We start from the raw sequence: 18022 nt of genomic DNA on the forward strand, positions 1-18022 counted from the left end.
GCTCACCTTTTGAGATACCCATCCTGTGATTCATTCCCAAGGAAAGTCTCTATATTGCACATTTCGGATTATATGACTCTTTTCGGGCCTAAAAATATCGGATCAAACTCAGAATCGGACCAGATCCAGCTTTCAAAAGGAACTGCGATAAGCGGCCGGTATGAGAGTTTTATTCCTTTAAAAAGGATATTCTCTGTCCTTTGACTTGAGTGATTATCAAAGCCGGATGGATAAATCGGCAGTGCTATACTCTAAACGAACCACCTGATTTTCATGATGGTTTTCGATCTCAATCTGGGATTTGCTTCTGGTAAAAAGAGAGAAAAATTCTCTTTTCTTCTCTGTCAAAACCAGGAGCCCATGAAGTTTTTGATACGAAGTAAGGAGGGCAATATGTTTCCATCTTCGCTCTATCCACTGCTGACTTCACTATTTGCCGCGATTCTTGCCCAAGTTCTTAAAATTCCGGTGTATTATTATCAGACTGGGAAATGGGAACCGAAGTGGGCAATAGCGTCCGGCGGTTTTCCCTCCAGCCACTCCTCGACAGTGACAGCCCTCTCGATGGCAATCGGGATTCAAGAAGGCTTCAATTCCGCACTTTTTGCGGTTACTGCCGTCTTTTCTCTTATCGTAATGTATGACGCTTCGCATGTTCGCTATTACACTGGTAAGAGTATTGCGCTGACCCAGGAACTGATTAAGGATATCCGGACTTCCGGAACTGTCAGACTGGACAGCCCCCTGTACACTGAAAAACTTAAAACTGTGCTTGGCCATAAGAATGTCGAAGTATTGGGCGGTTTTCTGATCGGCCTGATCCTTCCGTTTCTGATGGCTCCGGTTTTCGCATAAGAAAGGAAGATAACCATGTCTGAAGCAACTGAAAAGAACGTATCAGAATCTGTAAATGAACCTGAAGCAGCAAAAGCTGCCAATCAGGAAACTGTAGAACCTGTTCCATCCACAATCGATCCTGAAGGAAGCGAACAGCCTGTTGAAATCAAGCCTCTTGCGGAAGGTGAAAAACTGACCCGTGCCCAGCGGAATGCCTGGGAAGAAAGAGCCAATGATATCATTGATAAAATCCGTCCTTACATCCAGCACGATGGCGGCGACGTTGAACTGCTTGGTATTGATGAAGATGGAATCGCCTATGTGACCTTCTTAGGTGCCTGCGCCGGATGCATGATGGCCGGAGAAGATTTCTCGACCGGCATCCGTCTGCTTCTGTTGGATGAATTCCCAGAACTGCGCGAAGTTGTTCTGGTTGGCGCTTAGATTTCGCACCCATTTCATTCCTGCCTTGTTTATCTCTCGTAAAGTTCGGCTTTCAGATTTTCTGAAGGCCGTTTTTTTCATGGCTTTTCATCCTCCACAGTCCAACAATTTCTTCATTTGGTCATTCTCGCGTTTTGTAAATTCACCATCGTCTGGCAAATTCCATCGTCCAACCGTTCGCTGGACGCAAAAATCCCCGTCTAAAACCTTCAGACCTGATTGAATCTGATCTTCGAAGAGTTGAGGCGGGGATAAGGTTTGGCATAAGCAACTATTTTTCTGCTTCCTTGCGCTTATCGTTTTGCATCAGTAAAACCGCAAAGTTTTCATTGAGGCAGTCAAGCTGAATTTGCAAGGCCGCTTCATTAGAGTGAGGATTGGCCAGTTTGGCCTTGGCTAAAAGCCACTGTTGCAGCGACTCGGGCATGCGGCTAAAAAACTGCCACGAATAAGGAAGAACCCCATATGGATACTGAAGCTCCATTCGATCCATCGCACTCAGTGACATACCGCCAGCCAGGTTGGTATTGAGCCAGTCGACTGGAATGCCATTCATCACCATGCCATGAATCCGTTTCATGGCAGCTAAAGACAGATTCGGCTTTAACAGCATCGTCTGTTCGGCAACGAATTTCCGGCGATCAAGAAAGCGCTGCACCTTGCTGGAGAATAAGTAGGTGCGGACCAGCCCATAAAATGGCGCTTTGCTTCGGGCAAGATACTGCCCGGCTTTATTTCTCGATAAACCGGCGGCAAGGCAAGAAGCCAGCAGTCTGGTTTCCTGGGCATTGAGCGGGTGAGTGGCCAGAAATTCATAATCTTCCACATCCAGAGCCTCTTCCACTTCCGGGCTGAACCATCGAGTTCCCTCTTTTTTAGCAACGGGCGGATAGACAAAGGTGCGGGCTGGAGTGGTGAAGCGGTCAAGCATTTGCTCATGGCTTCTTTCGAGTTCATAAAGCGGTAAAAAGCGGTTGTTTTCAATCGACCATTTACGAATCCGGTTATTCAGCCAGCCTTTGACATACAGCTTTGGAATCGGATGACTCTGGGAAATCCGCTCCAGAAAATCGTCAAGCTGATGAACTGGCATCTCGGTATATTGCCAGGTTCCACAGGGGATTTCTTTGTCCGCTTCCAGATCTGCTGCCAGGCATTCCGCAAGTGATGTCTGCAAAAGATGCAGGGTTTTATCCTTGCACATCAGATAAATCGTATCTTTCATGCGGCCGGTTTTTTCAGGCTGTTCAACCCAGTCCATCAGCAGCTGTTTTGATTTTGATTTCCAGTCTTCCTGCTCAATTCCGCATCTTGCCGGATCCAGCAAAGAGACAAAATGATTCGCATAGCCATTCGCAAAGGTATCGAAGTCTTCCTGTGGAAAAGGCAGTTCAGCCTGCTTCTGGTTTGCTTTTAAGGTTTCATATTGCGCTTCAAGCCGGTTTGGAGCACTGGTTAAAATCAGTTCTCTGAGATCTGGATCTGCTGCCAGATCGGCTGCTTTGGCCAGAAAAGCCGGTGTGACTTTCTTTTTCAGCCATTTTTCAAACTGGCCTTCATCCACCAGCTCTGGAATCCGTTCAAATAAAGTCTGAACGCTTTCCCTTGCCTTGCGCTCAACCAGATCCAGATAGATATCCCTGGCCTTCAACAGTTTCCACTTACGCGCCATCAGACTTTGCAGGTGGACTTTTTCGTAAAGACTACTGATCCGTGCATCTGATGAATCTTTACTCAAAGCCCCAAGTAATCTTGCACTCTGCAGTCCAACTGAGGTCGAAAGATCAGTTGGATCCATCTGCGCTGGCAGCTGGGTTTTGCGCATCCAGCTGCTGACCAAAGACGCTCTGGCTTTTCGTTCATCATAGCGGATGAGAAATTCACAGCCCGGATACTGTTCCTTGAGAAAGGAAGAAGCCAGATTCAAAGCTTTCTGTTCCAGCTGGCTGGCCTTAATTGGATAGGTGATTCCAAATCCGCAAAGATCTGCGATTCGAAAAATCGTGTCCAGATAGTCCTGTACAAACGGAACCGCCGCTTCTTCCAGCAAGGCTGGATCGAGATGTTCCAGGCGGCTTCCCTTCACTTTTCTGGAAGCTGCGGCCTGCAGACGGTTATCGACGTCTTTAAGCCGGGAATAGGGGCAGGCCAGCAGAAACAACTGTTTCTGATCCCCCTTTTCCGTCAGTGAAAACCAGACGATGACCTGATCTTTTTTCAATGCCATACCCCTCATCCTTTCTATCCGCCGCTCTTTCAACTGAATTGACTGCTTTTTTGCAATGTCTGCTATTGGTATCTATGTCTGTTCTCTGACTTGCGGCGGCTTTAAGCAGTATTGGTTGGAATGCTGTTTATTGTGTATGAATTTTCTATAGATTTGCGTTTGTTTCTGGTCTTTCCAGATACTCTTTCTATTCCGGCAGTCCCCTTATCTGCCTGGACTCATCAACCTTCAAGCAACGTGTTCGATTGTCCCTCCTGTCGAGTCCTGAATTCAATCGATTATGGATCTGGAAATCCTTATTGTTTAGTGTAACGCGAAATTCCGATCAGATGTGTTCTTTCTCAACAAACCCTGATTAGAATTCTACCTTTTCCTGACTGCAAATGGACCTTAACCTGCTAAAGGTTGGATAAGATTGGATCCAGGCAGCCTGAAAATGACCTGAATTCGAGGTTTTCCCTTCAATTCGCTTCCCCTTTAGTCAGTTCTTCGCCGTTCGAGCGTGTATGCGATAACATACATCTGTAATCATTTAGCATTCATTCGAATCCATTTCCTGCCCATCAGACTTCAAAAAAGGTCACGATCCAAAGCGGCCGCAAAGCACAATCAAAAAACAAGAAACACAACAAAGAGCAAAAGCAAGAAGCAAAAGCAAGAAGCAAAAAACCGGAAGCAAAAAACCGGAAGCAAAAAACCGGAAGCAAAAAACAGGAAATCCCGGTTTAGATGCTCAGAACCCAGGAGTAATCCTTTATGCCAGACCTATCCAGTTTCCAAAGCCAGGTAAATATCGGCCAGCGCCTTAAAGAACTTCGTCAGCAGCAGTCCCTTTCTCTGGAGCAGACGGCTGCTCTTTGCCAGGTCAGTAAACCTATGCTCAGTCAGATTGAGCGCGGCTCTTCTATTCCAACGATCACCACACTCTGGAAAATTGCAACCGGACTGAAAACGCCATTATCTTATTTTCTTCACTCCCCTAAAGCCGAATTTACACAGGCTTCTGTAGATCCAGCTTCCATGATTACCGCCGAAAACGAAAAGATGAAAGCCTGGGCACTTTTTCCTTATGACCCTGTACGCAGCCATGAAACATTTTTCATCGAATTTGAACCTCATTGTCATCATCACTCCCCACCCCATGCCAAGGGCGTAGAAGAATACATTCTGCCCATTCAAGGAGGCCTGACCATTATCCTGAACGACCAGCCAATCGTTCTTCAAGAAAACCAGGCTCTTCGTTTTTCAGCGGACCAGAATCATACGTATCTCAACGATTCCGACAAGCCTTGTACTGTCTATAATATGATTTTTTATCCTGGCTGATCAGCCAGAAAATGAAAGGGAGCTTTATTATGTATGAATTGATTCAAGTTTCAGAACACTGTTTCTACATTCAGTCTTCAGCTCGAATCGGACTTGTTTTGCTTAATGAACAGGACGTAATCCTCATTGACAGCGGTAACGATAAAGAGGCCGGGCGGAAAGTCAGAAAAATTCTGGATGCCCATCACTGGACTCTCAAAGCAATTTACAACACGCATTCCAATGCGGACCATATTGGGGGAAACAAATACTTGCAGGACCAGACCCACTGCAAGATTTACGCTCCGGGCATTGAACAGGCTTTCACCGTCTTTTCTTTATTAGAACCTTCTTTTCTTTATGGCGGATTTCCCCCTTCTGCTCTCCGTCATAAATTCCTGATGGCCAAACCAAGTCAGGCCCAGCTTCTCTGTGATGAAAACCTGCCGGATGGCTTTGAAATCATTCCTCTTCCCGGTCATTTTTTTGATATGGTCGGCTTTCGAACACCGGATCAGATTGTCTATCTGGCAGATTGTCTTTCCAGTTTGGAGACCTTAGAAAAATACAAAATCAGCTTTATTTATGATGTCAAATCCTATCTGGAAACACTTGAAAAAGTAAAAGGGCTCCAGGCCAGACTCTTTATCCCCGCCCACGCCAAACCAACTGCGGATATTGTTTCACTCGCCCAGGCAAACATCGATCAGGTTCATGCAATTGCCAACCATATCGTTGAACTCTGCCACACACCGATGAATTTTGAAACTCTGCTTGGCCGTCTGTTTTCTGATTACGAGCTGGACATGAACTTCGAACAGTATGTTTTAGTGGGAAGCACCCTCCGTTCTTACCTTTCCTGGCTGAGTGAATGCGGCCGGATTCACTATGATTTTTGCAACAATCAACTGTTGTGGTTATCTATCTGAACGAGAAAGTCGTGCAAAAAAAGCGCCTACAGATTCATCTTGTCTGGATTACAACAGAAAGACTCTTATCCACTATCGAATGCAAGTCTTGTCACAAATTGGCAAAGGATTTTGAATGGAGAAGCCAGGCAATGGTTTTCCATCAATAGTTTTCATCCTATTTTGAAACAGAACAGGCCCATTCGGACAAAATCTTTCGAAAATTTGGAATTTAACAAGGGGGACATCCCTATTTTTGTTTTAAAATCTACCAAATTTGCCATCCAGCTTAAGGAAACTGCAATCTGTCTTTGTCAAGACTTTATTTCGTTATATAATGAGTCTGCCCGGGTGACCGGACAAACCTCCTTTCTATTTTTTATGCTGAACCGCCGCTGATCATAAATGGCGGAGAGAGATCATGAGATCTTTCGGGAAAAGGCACTGTGACGTCCAGTGTCTTTTTTTCTGCTCTTTTTATCGTCATTTTCCCAATTCTAACTTCTGAACCATCCTTTTTCGATCCGTTTCAGTCTTTCCAATCCATCCCCGCTTTCTTTGTCTTTGGCGGCTTTCTGGCCGCTTACTCCGGCCTCATCATCCTGTATTTTTCGCCTTCTTAAAATATCAACCGCTTTCCTTTTGTGAATCTGCTACAGATTGACCTTTGTTGCCGGCAATCGGTCTAGGACCATCTTGCAGCGGACCTATTCCCTGCTTTTCCGGCCGTCTCCACCCCCCTTTCTTCTCTGTTTCAAATTTTGTCGATCTGGAAACAGTCTTTCAATTTCTCCGAATATGAAAATGTCAGGGCCAAAGAAAGGGGAAAAAGAAAACCCCCAGATGAAATACCTGGTCAAAAAATCAATGAGACAGATTGACCCAGAATCTGAATTTATTGATTTTGACTGCAGGGTGGTAGCTATCGAGATTGGCGACAACGTCTGGGAAGGACTGATTACCAATCTGGATGAAGCAGAATTTCCTCCGGAGGCTCTTGGATTTATTTACCACCTAAGGTGGCGAATCGAGCAGAGTTTCTCCTGGCTTAAATATGGAATAGGAATGAAACGTATCCACTCGATAAAAGCAGAATACATCATTCAGGAGATTTATTCATCCCTTATCTTCTACAATCTGGTTTCCGAGATCAAAAAGTGTGTTCTTGAATCATCTTAATCAGATAACAAAGAAGAGAATCAGACAACTTGTGAATACCAAATCAATACAACTAAGGCGATACGGGCTGTCAGGAATACGTTCACCCCAAAATGGACGAAGAACCGAACAATCCGCCAAATTACAAAAGCGGAGTTTCAGGCTCAGACTGAGGAGCTGCTCAGAGAAAAACTACCCGTTCGGCCGGAAAGGAGCTTCAAGCGAAATCTCCATCCCAATCGTTTGATATGGTTCACTTACCGATAAGTGCGTTATACGCGCATTCAATGAATGTTATGTGCTTGCTAATTTCCTAAAAGCAGCTCTTAGGATCAGTTGGATATTAATTCCCCAATAAGTAGGCTATTGGTTCTCTTTATATAAAGCAGAAATGTTTTATATAATGCAGAAATGATGGCAGTCTGTAAGGGGGTTATTTCTTTTCTGTTCCTTATCAAAGAGTTGTTTTTAGTGCACCTATTTGGACGAATACATCCAGATTAATCAATGTATTCTGTGCTTGTTTGGTGCATATGAATGGATGAGGACCGGATTCAGTCTCGATCATTCACTTTGTCTTCAATTTTGAGACAAAGTTTAAAGTCATATTTTTCTAGCTAAATGACATTGAACTGATTCTTCTGAAAAAAGCAGATGGATCAGTCAAAGAAACAAAACAGCCATGGAGTTTGAGTGCTCCATGGCTGTTTTCGTATCCATTTTTTTGTTGAGTGACAGAAGAAAATCTGTAACTTTCCTTTTTTGAGAAGCTGTTCAGTTTCGGTCTTTGATGGCGCCTGATCTTTGATGTCTCTGATAGTGGCCAGAACTGAATAATATTTCCAAAGGCTGAAAAATCTGAATTAAACCATTTCTGGCAGATACGTCATAATCTGCTTTTCCCAGCTTGGCCAGTCATGCGGCGTATCTTCGCCCCAGAAGTAAGTCGGAATCTGAATTCCCTTTGCATAAAACAGATCGGCCATGCGCCGCAGATCTCGGGCAGTTTCGTTTTCCCATGCCCCTAAGCCGACAACGATGCGGGCATCATTGTTATTGTATTTCTGAATATATGGATGATTCGGATCCATATTGGGCAGATACGCCAGCGGGCTGTTCTGGTAGAAATTACCGTCGAAGTTATTGTCGTAAATATAGGCCGACATGTCATAAACCCCCGACATGGCCAGCAGCTTGGTAAAGCGATCCGGAAAGCGCAAGAAGAAATTGACCGCATGGGTAGCCCCCATACTGGCTCCCATGACCATCATTGAAGCATCCTGACTTTGACCAGCCTTGGCAAGAGCAGATGGAATCAGTTCATTCATCACATAATTCACCCAGTTTTCCTGCTGGGCCATACGCCAGTCACTCCGGCCATGACTTGACCAAGTTTCTGTATCAACCGTATCAACCACCACAAACTGAATGCGGCCTTGATCGATCAGATCGCCCATTAACTCAAACATTTTTCGGTCTTCCCATTCATAAAAACGGCCATCCTGACAGGGAACGATCAGACACAGAATGCCATCATGGCCATACATTTTAAATTCCATATCCCGGTTGAGGTAGTTGGAATATTCTTTAAAGTATCGTCCTTCCATAAACAAACCATTTCCTTTCTCGAAATATTACCTATTTTGTCACATTTTGTGGTTAAAAAAAATCCCATCTGTACCGCAAAAAAGAATCGTCACAGATTTGTCGTGTTTAGCGGTTTGAATTTGGCCGAAGTCAAGACTATAATTCCCTTGACTTTCCATGAAATGAGGTTCCAATGTCAGATAAAGAAAAGATTATCAATATCGCAGTAATCGCCCACGTTGATGCTGGGAAGAGTACTCTTGTCGATGCTTTCTTAAGACAGAGTGATGTTTTCCGTGACAACGAAGAAGTCGTTGACTGCGTCATGGATTCCAACGATCTTGAACGAGAACGTGGAATCACGATTTATTCCAAGAACTGTTCCGTCATCCATGATGGCGTAAAGATTAATATCGTCGACACTCCGGGTCACGCCGACTTCTCCAGTGAAGTTGAACGAATCATGGGTACCGTCGATACTGTTATCCTGCTGGTTGATGCCAGTGAAGGTCCAATGCCTCAGACTCGCTTTGTTCTGTCTAAGGCGCTTGAAATCGGTCTGAAACCAATTCTGCTGATCAACAAGATCGACAAAAAAGATCAGCGTGCTCAGGAAGTCGTCGATGAAGTTTATGATCTGTTCCTGGATCTGAACGCAACCGATGAGCAGCTGGATTTCCCGATCCTGTATGGTATTGCCCGTGAAGGCATTGTTCAGTACGATCTCGATACGCCATCCGAGAATATCGAGCCATTGTTCCAGACTATTCTCGACCGCACCAGCCCTTATCCAGATCTGGATGACGAACCGGCCCAGATGCAGGTTTCTGCCCTGGCTTACGATGACTATATTGGTCGTCTGGGCATCGGCCGGATCAAGCGCGGTGTGCTGCGCAAAGGCGACAGCTATATCCGCACGAACAATGATGGCCTTGAAAAAAAAGAAACCATCTCCAACCTGTTTGTCTACAAAGGACTTTCCCGAACTCCAGTCAAAGAAGCCCACAGTGGTGATATTGTTGTCATTGCTGGGATGCCTGATGTTTCGATTGGTGATACAATCTGTGATCCAGAACACATTGAAGCTCTGCCGCATATCCCAATTGAAGAACCAACTCTGTCCATGAACTTCCATGTCAACAAATCCCCATTTGCGGGCCGTTCTGGTAAATACGTCACCAGCCGGAACATCAAAGAACGTCTGGAAAAAGAACTGGAAGTTAATGTTGGTCTGAAAGTTGAGCCAACAGACAGTGCAGATTGTTTCAAGGTATCCGGACGTGGTGAATTACATATTTCCATCCTGATTGAAAACATGCGTCGTGAAGGCTACGAACTAGCCATCTCCAAACCAGAAGTTATTCTGCACCGGGATGAAAACGGCCAGAAAGTCGAGCCAGTCGAAGAAGTTGTATGTATCGCCCCGGAACAGTATTCCGGTACAATCATCAATAAACTGACTTTACGAAAAGGAACCATGATCAACATGGATGAAGAAAACGGCTACGTCAAACTGACTTACACCGCTCCAACGCGTGGTCTTCTTGGTTTCCGCAACGAATTCATCAACGACACGCATGGTGAAGGTACATTATTGCGTCGTGTTTCCGGCTACACTCCATACACCGGTGAAATTCCACAGCGTATGTTAGGTGCCATGATCTCCACCGAAACAGGTACCGCCATGACTTACGCCTTATGGAACCTGCAAGAACGCGGTTCCCTGTTCATTTCTCCACAGACTGAAGTCTATGAAGGCATGATCGTCGGTGAATCAGCCCGCAATATCGATATGGACGTTAACCCGCTCAAAAACAAAAAGCTGACAGCCATCCGTTCTTCCGGTCGTGATGAAGCCATGCTTCTGACTCCGCCGCGTGTCTTCTCTTTGGAAGAAGCGCTGGAATGGATCAACGATGATGAACTGGTTGAAGTTACACCTGAAACCATCCGTCTGCGCAAAAAGGGGCTGACCGCTCAGGATCGTCGTGCTCTCTATCGCGAAAAGATGTCCGCAGCAGCAAAAGAACAGAACTGATCCAGAATTTGAAGTTTGCTTGTCCTTGGAAGCCTTCTGCCTCATCCTTTAAATGGGATGGGGCTTTTTTGATGACTGACCATTTCTCTTTCCCTGATTTTGAAAGGCCTTTTTTCCAAAATCGAAAAGGTCATTTTCATGCAGGAAAAAGCGAAAAATCGTTCAGAAAAAAGCCTGTCCTTTTGGCGGATTTCGTCCTGCTATAATGGTTCTGATCAACTGTTTCTCTTTTTGAATGAGATCCGTTTTTCTCAAATACTTCTTGAAAGCGAGACTCCTATGAACAATCTAATGGACTACAATTTCCATTCCCATACCTGGCGCTGCAAACATGCTCAAATGGTCGACGATGAAGAATTCGTTAAAGCCTATATTCAAAATGGCTTTAAAACCATAGCTTTTACCGACCACACGCCGCAACATCCCGTCATCGATCCGCGAAAAAACATTCGGATGGACTTTGACCAGCTTGAAGACTATCTGACAAGCATTGAAAATCTTAAAGCCAAGTATCAAGACCAGATCGACATCAAAACCGGTCTGGAAGTTGAATACCTGCCTGAACTGGAACCATTTTACGATTCCATTTGCGATCGTCTGGATCTGATGATTCTTGGCCAGCATTTTATCCGCCGCCCAGACGGTACGCTGGTCGTCATGGGCAGTGAAGAAGTCAACGATGAAGATGTTGAACGCTATGCCCACATGGTGGTTGCTGCGATGGAAAAAGGCAAAATCTCACTGGTCGCCCATCCTGACTACTATATGCTCAACCGCACAACGTTCGGTCCAGCCCAAAAAAAGGCGGCTTGCCGCATCTGCGAAGCTTCTTTACGCACTGGCATTCCACTGGAAATCAATCTGCTTCCACCTTACAAACTCAACCAGGGCATCATCGACAAAGTGACTTATCCGTGTGCTGATTTCTGGAAGATTGCTGCCGAATACGGTGTTCATGCCATCTATGGACTGGATACCCATCACCTGCCGCAGATCGGCAACTACAAAGATTCCATTGAAACAGCCAGAAAGCTTCTAAGTCCTGCAGCCATTGATCGCCTTCATTTCGTCCGTTGACGCTTTACCGCCGCAAACTCTGCGGCCTTTTCTTTTTGACACATCTAACCACACTCCCACCAAACCGAAAACCACCCGCAAATGCAGAGGATCGAAAAATCAAAATCCCCACGAAAAATGCGCCGCAAAGCCTGCTCTGAAAGCAGGTCTTGCGGCGCAAAAACATCGATTGTAAATTATCTGTCTTCGTCTGGACAGGTGCTTGTGGTCGATTGTAAAACAGGTTTGCCTTCGTTTTCCAGTCGTTCTTCATCCAGCTCGATCGCATTGCAAGTTTCGGGCCCCCAGATCACATAAAATGAAGCGGAGTGCTGCTGAATGATTTCCAGCGCACTGGCAATGGCTTTCCAGCTTGTTCCTTCAACTGGCCAGTTAAATACTTCTGTAATTCTCACATCCGGATCGGCATAGAGGCTGCGCTTGAGTTCTGGCATGCTCATCGAGGGCAGACTGTAAAACTTGCACAGAAAATCGGCTGGATCCTGTTTGGGATCGATCGTTCGCGCATCAAGAATATACGATTGCATGACTGAATTATACGTCCCCTTCCTGGCAGCTGGCCTCTTGAACCTCAAAAACTGCCTTCTTCCTGGCCCTTTGCTTCACATTGCCAACACAAATCGCAAAGGACCATCTCAAACGCCGTTCCTTCTTCGTCGGGAACGTGAAGCTTTTTGGTTACCTCCAAAGATTTGCGGACAAAGTCGCCGGCCATTCTGGCTGCCTGTTCCAATGACTTTTCATGAAGCAGGGCGCCAGTCAGAACCGCACAGAACAAATCTCCGGTGCCCGATCGCATCTGGGCACTCTTTTTCGATTCAATCCAGTGTACCTGACTTCCCTTTTCCAGAGTGCAGTCACAAATGTTCTGACCTTCTTCCATCCCGGAAATGACAACCTTCCTGGCCCCCATCTCTGTCAGTTGGATTGCCATGGCTTCGATCTCCGTCCGCAAAAAATGCTCTTTCCACTCTGTATCGGTCAGAAGACAGGCTTCCGTCAGATTGGGAAGCAGAACATCCGCTCGATCAGTCAGGGTGCGCATCGCTTTTTGCAAAGCCGGCGTGATGGTCGGATAGGCTTTTCCATGATCCCCCATAACTGGATCGACAACAACCAGCGTATCCGGCTTCTGGAACAGATCGAGAAAATGCAGGACGTGATGAATCTGTTTTTCACTGGATAGAAAGCCTGTCACAATGGCATCAACTTCCACCTTCTGCTTTTTCCACTCCTCCATCATCAAATCCAGGTCTTCCGTAAGATCTCGAAGGTAGAAAGAAGGATAGCCGGTATGGTTGGAAAGAACACAGGTAGGCAGAAGCAGGCATTCAATTTGCATGACAGAAAGAACAGGCAGCTGAACACTCAGAGAACACCGCCCAAGACCTGACAGATCATTGATCAGGGCAGCTTTTTTCTGATGCATACCGGGTCTGTTTTCTGCCGATTGATCCGCTTTCTGGGGTGCCTGCTTTTCATTTCGATTTCTGTTTTCTTCCATACGGAATTCCTCCTTTTTGATGCCTTGGAATCAATGTCATTTAGCTAGAAAAATATGACTTTAAACTTTGTCTCAAAATTGAAGACAAAGTGAATGATCGAGACTGAATCCGGTCCTCATCCATTCATATGCACCAAATAAGCACAAAATATATTGATTAATCTGGATGTATTCGTCCAAATAGGTGCACTAAAAACAACTCTTTGATAAGAGCTGCTTTTAAGAAATTAACAAGCACATAGCGTTCATTAAATGCGCGTATAACGCACTTATCGGTAAGTGAACCATATCAAACGATTGGGATGGAGATTTCGTTTGAAGCTCCTCTCTGGTCGAACAGGTAGTTTTTCTCTGAGCAGCTCCTCAGTCAGAGCCTGAAACTCCGCTTTTGTAATTTGACGAATCGTTCGATTCTTCGTCCACTTCGGGGTGAACGTGTTCCTGATAGCCCGTATCGCCTTAGTTGTATTGATTTGGTATTCATAAGTTGTCTGATTCTCTTCTTTATTATCCGATTGAGATGATTCAAGAACACACTTTTTGATCTCGGAAACCAGATTGTAGAAGATAAGGGATGAATAAATCTCCTGAATGATGTATTCTGCTTTTATCGAGTGGATACGTTTCATTCCTATTCCATATTTAAGCCAGGAGAAACTCTGCTCGATTCGCCACCTTAGGTGGTAAATAAATCCAAGAGCCTCCGGAGGAAATTCTGCTTCATCCAGGTTGGTAATCAGTCCTTCCCAGACGTTGTCGCCAATCTCGATAGCTACCACCCTGCAGTCAAAATCAATAAATTCAGATTCTGGATCAATCTGTCTCATTGATTTTTTGACCAGGTATTTCATCTGGGGGTTTTCTTTTTCCTCTTTTCTTTGGTGGTGGGTAAGAATGCGGCTGATCTGCTGGTCTTCTGTATGGTCAAGCTCTGTATAAGTCAGGCAGCTATACTCTCGTTCTTTCATACGTATGAGGTATTTGTGCCCTAAGGATTCAATAAGCTTACACAATGGATAAGAAAAATACCCTCTGTCCATGACAAAGAGAAATGTCTCGCCAGGATAAGCTTCGTGAATCTCCTTGACCATTTTCATAGCAGCGCCCCGTTCGTCTTTGGACCTCTGGTCTTGAGTGACGATGGCTAAAAATTTGTCATTAAGTACGTCATAGGCTGCGTTAACGTGAATACCGGCCCGGATAATGTTTTCCTTGTTCTTGGTATAAATGATGTAGTCAGGTTCATCTTCATTTGGCGCAACAGGTTCATTGGTTCCGTCAAAAGCGATTACCCTGTGTTCTTTATATTTTTTATCCATGGAATAAAGTGTCAATGTGGATTTGTGCAGTGCTGAAAATACGCTGACTGGAGTCTTGGCTTTTGTCTGAACAAGTGCTGAAGCAGATGGTCTTACACTGCCCATGCCGAAATAGTTCATGGACAAATCGGAGAGTGTTGCCCCATTCCCGATAATGGATGTATTCAGGAAATGGAACAAGTTTATTTTTGATGATCGATAATGACTTCGTGAGAAAGCTCCTGTTTGAGAAGCAAGAATCTTCTCCTGTTTGTGGGCAAATTCCTCAAGGAATTTCATGAATTTTTGATAAATCCTGTGCGGCGAAGTAACTTTAGTTGCCATATTTTCCTCCTTATAAAGTTATGTTTTCAACGTGATAAGGATTAAATTAGATAATTATGGAGTTATTGTCAAAGTTAATTTTCGTTAAACCAGAAAACATAAAATCCACCATCTGTATACGGATGGTGGACAAAAACTAAGCTAAATGACATTGGCCTTGGAATAGTCTTAAGTCAAACAATCCCTCATTTGGTTCAAAGCTGTTCATTCGTTTCGAAGTCTAGAGAAATTCTAATCTGAAAACAATCATTTCTCCATTTTCAGCAGACCAGAAGCCGGCAAAGATCCTTTTCTTTTGCGCACAGAAAAGCCGCAGGATCAGAGTCTTCGTTTTCATTTGCGAAGATCTGTACCAGCGGCTTCGATCTCTTGATTGAACAGTCAGTCCTTCAAAAAGCTAAGAAGATGGAAAAGAATCTGGTTTCCATCAGCATTTCTTCCAGGTCTGATTGAATAGCTTGTTTTGGCGCTCCATTACGCCTTGCGGGCTTTCATCTGTGCCAGCGATGCTTCGGTCTGTTCTTTTAAGGCTTTATTCTTTTCAAGTTTGGCGTTTTCCTGATCGATTTTGGCCTGTGGCGCTTTGTTGACAAATCCAGGGTTGGACAGCATCTTTTCACCGCGGGCAACTTCTTTTTCAAGACGGGCAATCTCTTTTTCGAGTTTGGCAATTTCAGCTTCTACATCAACCAGATCGGCCATGGCTGCATTGAGCTTGAAGCCCTCTACGTCGCGAACGAGCAGATCTTCGCTTTCCAGGGCATCCACCAGAACGATTTTGGCCATGCCTTCAAGCAGAGCTTTCCCTTCTTCGCTTAACGCATAAGGCATGCCCTCGTTGTCCGTGAGCAGAATGTTGATCTCTTCTTTTGGTTTGAGGCCATACTGCGTCTTGATTTCACGGACCGTTTCGATGCCTCGTAAGATCAGGTTCATATCGGCAACGGCTTTTTCGGATACTTCGAATTCTGGAACTTCTGGCCAGTCTTCCAGGTTGATGCTTTCTTTGCCAAGGTTCAGAGCCGTATAGATGTGCTCCGTTACGAATGGCATGAATGGTGAAAGCAGAATCAGGATGGCTTTCAAAACGTAAACCAGAACCGCAATCGTATTGGAACGAACTTCCTCATTGGAAGAGTTCAGAGCCGCTTTGGACAGCTCAATATACCAGGAGCAGAAATCATCCCAGACAAAGCTGTACAGTTCGTTTCCGACCATAGCCAGCTCATAGCGGTCGAGATTTTTGGTGACATTCTGAATGGTTTCATTCAGACGGCTTAAAATCCACATGTCCGCTTCAGACAGTCTGGTAAAGTCTGGCGTATAGGTGTGGTTTTCTTCCATCTGCATCTGAACATAGCGGGCTGCGTTCCAGATCTTGTTGATGAAATTCCAGCTGGAATCCAGTTTGGTTTCATCAAAACGTAAGTCCATGCCAGGCGCAGAATTGGTCGTCAAGAAGAAGCGCAACGCGTCAGCGCCTTTGTTATGGATGACATCGATTGGATCGACACCATTGCCCAGCGATTTGGACATCTTGCGTCCCTGCGAATCGCGGATCAGACCATGAATCAGAACTTCCTTGAATGGACGGTTATTGGTCATATGACGGCCCTGGAAAGCCATACGGGCTACCCAGAAGAAGATGATATCATAACCGGTCACCATTACATCGGTTGGATAGTAACGCTTGTAGTCATCCGTGATTTCCGGCCAGCCCAGGGTAGAAAATGGCCACAGGGCGGAAGAGAACCAGGTATCCAGAACATCTTCATCCTGAACCCAGTTTTCGATATCTTCCGGAGCGGTTTGCCCAACGTAGATTTCACCCGTTTCTTTGTGGAACCAGGCAGGAATACGATGTCCCCACCACAACTGACGGGAAATACACCAGTCTTCAATGTTTTCCAGCCACTGGTTGAAGGTATGTTCAAAACGCGGCGGAATGAAGGCGATGTGCTCATCGGTTTTCTGGGCATCCAGAACAGCCTGAGCCAGCGGTTTCATGCGCACAAACCACTGTTTGGAAAGATATGGTTCAGCAATAACGCCGGTCCGTTCGGAGTGGCCAACGTTATGCGGGTGTTCTTCAATATGGTCAACCACACCGGCTGCTTCGAAGTCTTTGACTAAGGCTTCGCGGCATTCAAAACGATCCATCCCCTCATATTGATGAGCCATTTCATTCATTGTGCCATCCGGATTCATACAGATTGGCATTTTCAGGCCATATTTTTTAGCCAGTTCAAAGTCGTTGGGATCATGAGCCGGCGTACATTTCATAACAGCTGTACCGAAGTCCATATCGATATAGGAATCCGCCATGATGGGCAGAGCTTCGCCATTTGCCGGGTTAATCGCATGCAGACCAACGATGTCTTTATAGCGTTCATCATCCGGGTGAACGAAGATTGCCTGGTCGGCAAACATGGTTTCTGGACGAGTGGTCGCAATGACCAGTTCCTTGCCCGTTTCCTGAACGATGTATTTGAAGTAATACATCTTGCCTGGAATTTCTTTATAGATCACTTCGATATTGGACAGCGCAGTTTTTGCCTGCGGGTCCCAGTTGATAATGCGTTCCCCCTGATAAATCAGGCCTTCATTATAAAGCGTGCAAAAAACTTTATTGACGGCTTTATTAAGGCCTTCATCCAGTGTAAAACGCTCGCGGGTGTAGTCCAGAGACAGCCCCATGGTTGCCCACTGCTTACGGATGAAGTCAGAATATTCACCCTTCCACTCCCAGGCACGTTTTAAGAAGCCTTCCCGGCCCAGATCATAACGGGAAATGCCTTCAGACTGCAGGCGGGCATCAACTTTTGCCTGTGTTGCAATCCCGGCATGGTCCATCCCTGGCAAATACAGAACATCATAGCCGCGAAGACGTTTATACCGGGAAAGAATATCCTGCAAAGTGTTGTCCCAGGCATGTCCCAGGTGCAGTTTTCCCGTTACGTTTGGAGGTGGAATGACGATTGTAAATGGAATTTTGGATTGGTCACCAGCTGTGAAATAGCCCTTGTCAATCCAGTTCTGATACGTCTCGGGTGTTTCCACCAGGTTATGATCATACTTTTTGGAGAGTTCTTTCATAAAAATCCTTTCTAGATGCCGGTCGTTCCGGCTTGCCATGCATGAAGATTTAAACGTACAGCCCGGATTTAGACATGCGTCCAGATCACCAGGCTCAGATCAAAGGCAAAAACTGATCGATCTCAGAAAACAGCCTCTGAAATTCTTCTGGAACATTGTGATTGCGCTGCAGGCCATGGCTGCCTGCAAGGATGTGGC

Annotated in this window: 13 protein-coding genes; 7 read left to right on the forward strand and 6 right to left on the reverse strand. The window is 45.3% G+C overall.

The window, feature by feature from the left end; genetic code table 11:
* The first annotated feature begins 393 nt into the window (after positions 1–393).
* Both U4956_RS01580 and U4956_RS01585 read left to right on the forward strand, forming a co-directional pair.
* Entirely contained in the window at positions 394–855 is a 462-nt protein-coding gene (locus tag U4956_RS01580; RefSeq protein ID WP_323088505.1) for a divergent PAP2 family protein, read from the forward strand.
* A gap of 15 nt (positions 856–870) precedes the next feature.
* Positions 871–1281, forward strand: a complete 411-nt coding sequence (locus tag U4956_RS01585) for a NifU family protein (protein ID WP_323088507.1) — start codon at positions 871–873, stop codon at positions 1279–1281.
* 271 nt (positions 1282–1552) lie between these two features.
* Here the strand turns inward: U4956_RS01585 and U4956_RS01590 are convergent, their stop codons facing one another.
* Positions 1553–3508 (reverse strand): hypothetical protein, encoded by a 1956-nt coding sequence (locus tag U4956_RS01590; protein WP_323088508.1) that lies wholly within the window; start codon positions 3506–3508, stop codon positions 1553–1555.
* Positions 3509–4264: 756 nt separating this feature from the next.
* On the opposite strand from U4956_RS01590, the gene U4956_RS01595 reads away from it, so the two are divergent.
* The 3 genes from U4956_RS01595 to U4956_RS01605 all read left to right on the forward strand — a co-directional run bounded on the left by U4956_RS01595 (position 4265) and on the right by U4956_RS01605 (position 6900).
* Entirely contained in the window at positions 4265–4834 is a 570-nt protein-coding gene (locus U4956_RS01595) for an XRE family transcriptional regulator (protein ID WP_323088510.1), read from the forward strand.
* 29 nt (positions 4835–4863) lie between these two features.
* Positions 4864–5742, forward strand: coding sequence for an MBL fold metallo-hydrolase (locus tag U4956_RS01600; RefSeq protein ID WP_323088511.1), 879 nt, complete (start codon positions 4864–4866; stop codon positions 5740–5742).
* A gap of 783 nt (positions 5743–6525) precedes the next feature.
* Entirely contained in the window at positions 6526–6900 is a 375-nt protein-coding gene (locus U4956_RS01605; RefSeq protein ID WP_323088512.1) for a transposase, read from the forward strand.
* Between the two features lie 842 nt (positions 6901–7742).
* On the opposite strand, the gene U4956_RS01610 is transcribed toward U4956_RS01605, so the two are convergent.
* Positions 7743–8486, reverse strand: coding sequence for an esterase family protein (locus U4956_RS01610; RefSeq protein WP_323088514.1), 744 nt, complete (start codon positions 8484–8486; stop codon positions 7743–7745).
* 173 nt (positions 8487–8659) lie between these two features.
* Here U4956_RS01610 and typA point away from each other — a divergent pair, with 173 nt between their 5' ends.
* Positions 8660–10504 carry a translational GTPase TypA gene (gene typA, locus U4956_RS01615; RefSeq protein ID WP_323088515.1) on the forward strand — a complete coding sequence of 615 codons (1845 nt, stop codon included), beginning with the start codon at positions 8660–8662 and terminating at the stop codon, positions 10502–10504.
* Between the two features lie 279 nt (positions 10505–10783).
* Positions 10784–11581 (forward strand): histidinol-phosphatase, encoded by a 798-nt coding sequence (locus U4956_RS01620; protein ID WP_323088517.1) that lies wholly within the window; start codon positions 10784–10786, stop codon positions 11579–11581.
* A gap of 176 nt (positions 11582–11757) precedes the next feature.
* Here the strand turns inward: U4956_RS01620 and U4956_RS01625 are convergent, their stop codons facing one another.
* The 4 genes from U4956_RS01625 to U4956_RS01640 all read right to left on the reverse strand — a co-directional run bounded on the left by U4956_RS01625 (position 11758) and on the right by U4956_RS01640 (position 17824).
* Positions 11758–12108 carry a hypothetical protein gene (locus U4956_RS01625; RefSeq protein ID WP_323088519.1) on the reverse strand — a complete coding sequence of 117 codons (351 nt, stop codon included), beginning with the start codon at positions 12106–12108 and terminating at the stop codon, positions 11758–11760.
* A gap of 44 nt (positions 12109–12152) precedes the next feature.
* Complete coding sequence (locus U4956_RS01630) at positions 12153–13085, reverse strand: pyridoxamine kinase (RefSeq protein ID WP_323088521.1); 933 nt, start codon at positions 13083–13085, stop codon at positions 12153–12155.
* A 269-nt stretch (positions 13086–13354) separates the two neighbouring features.
* Entirely contained in the window at positions 13355–14728 is a 1374-nt protein-coding gene (locus U4956_RS01635; protein ID WP_323088523.1) for an IS4 family transposase, read from the reverse strand.
* A 474-nt stretch (positions 14729–15202) separates the two neighbouring features.
* Positions 15203–17824 carry a valine--tRNA ligase gene (locus tag U4956_RS01640; RefSeq protein ID WP_323088524.1) on the reverse strand — a complete coding sequence of 874 codons (2622 nt, stop codon included), beginning with the start codon at positions 17822–17824 and terminating at the stop codon, positions 15203–15205.
* Between the last annotated feature and the right edge of the window lie 198 nt (positions 17825–18022).

This window comes from Allobaculum sp. JKK-2023, assembly GCF_034745455.1.
Taxonomy (GTDB): domain Bacteria; phylum Bacillota_I; class Bacilli_A; order Erysipelotrichales; family Erysipelotrichaceae; genus Allobaculum.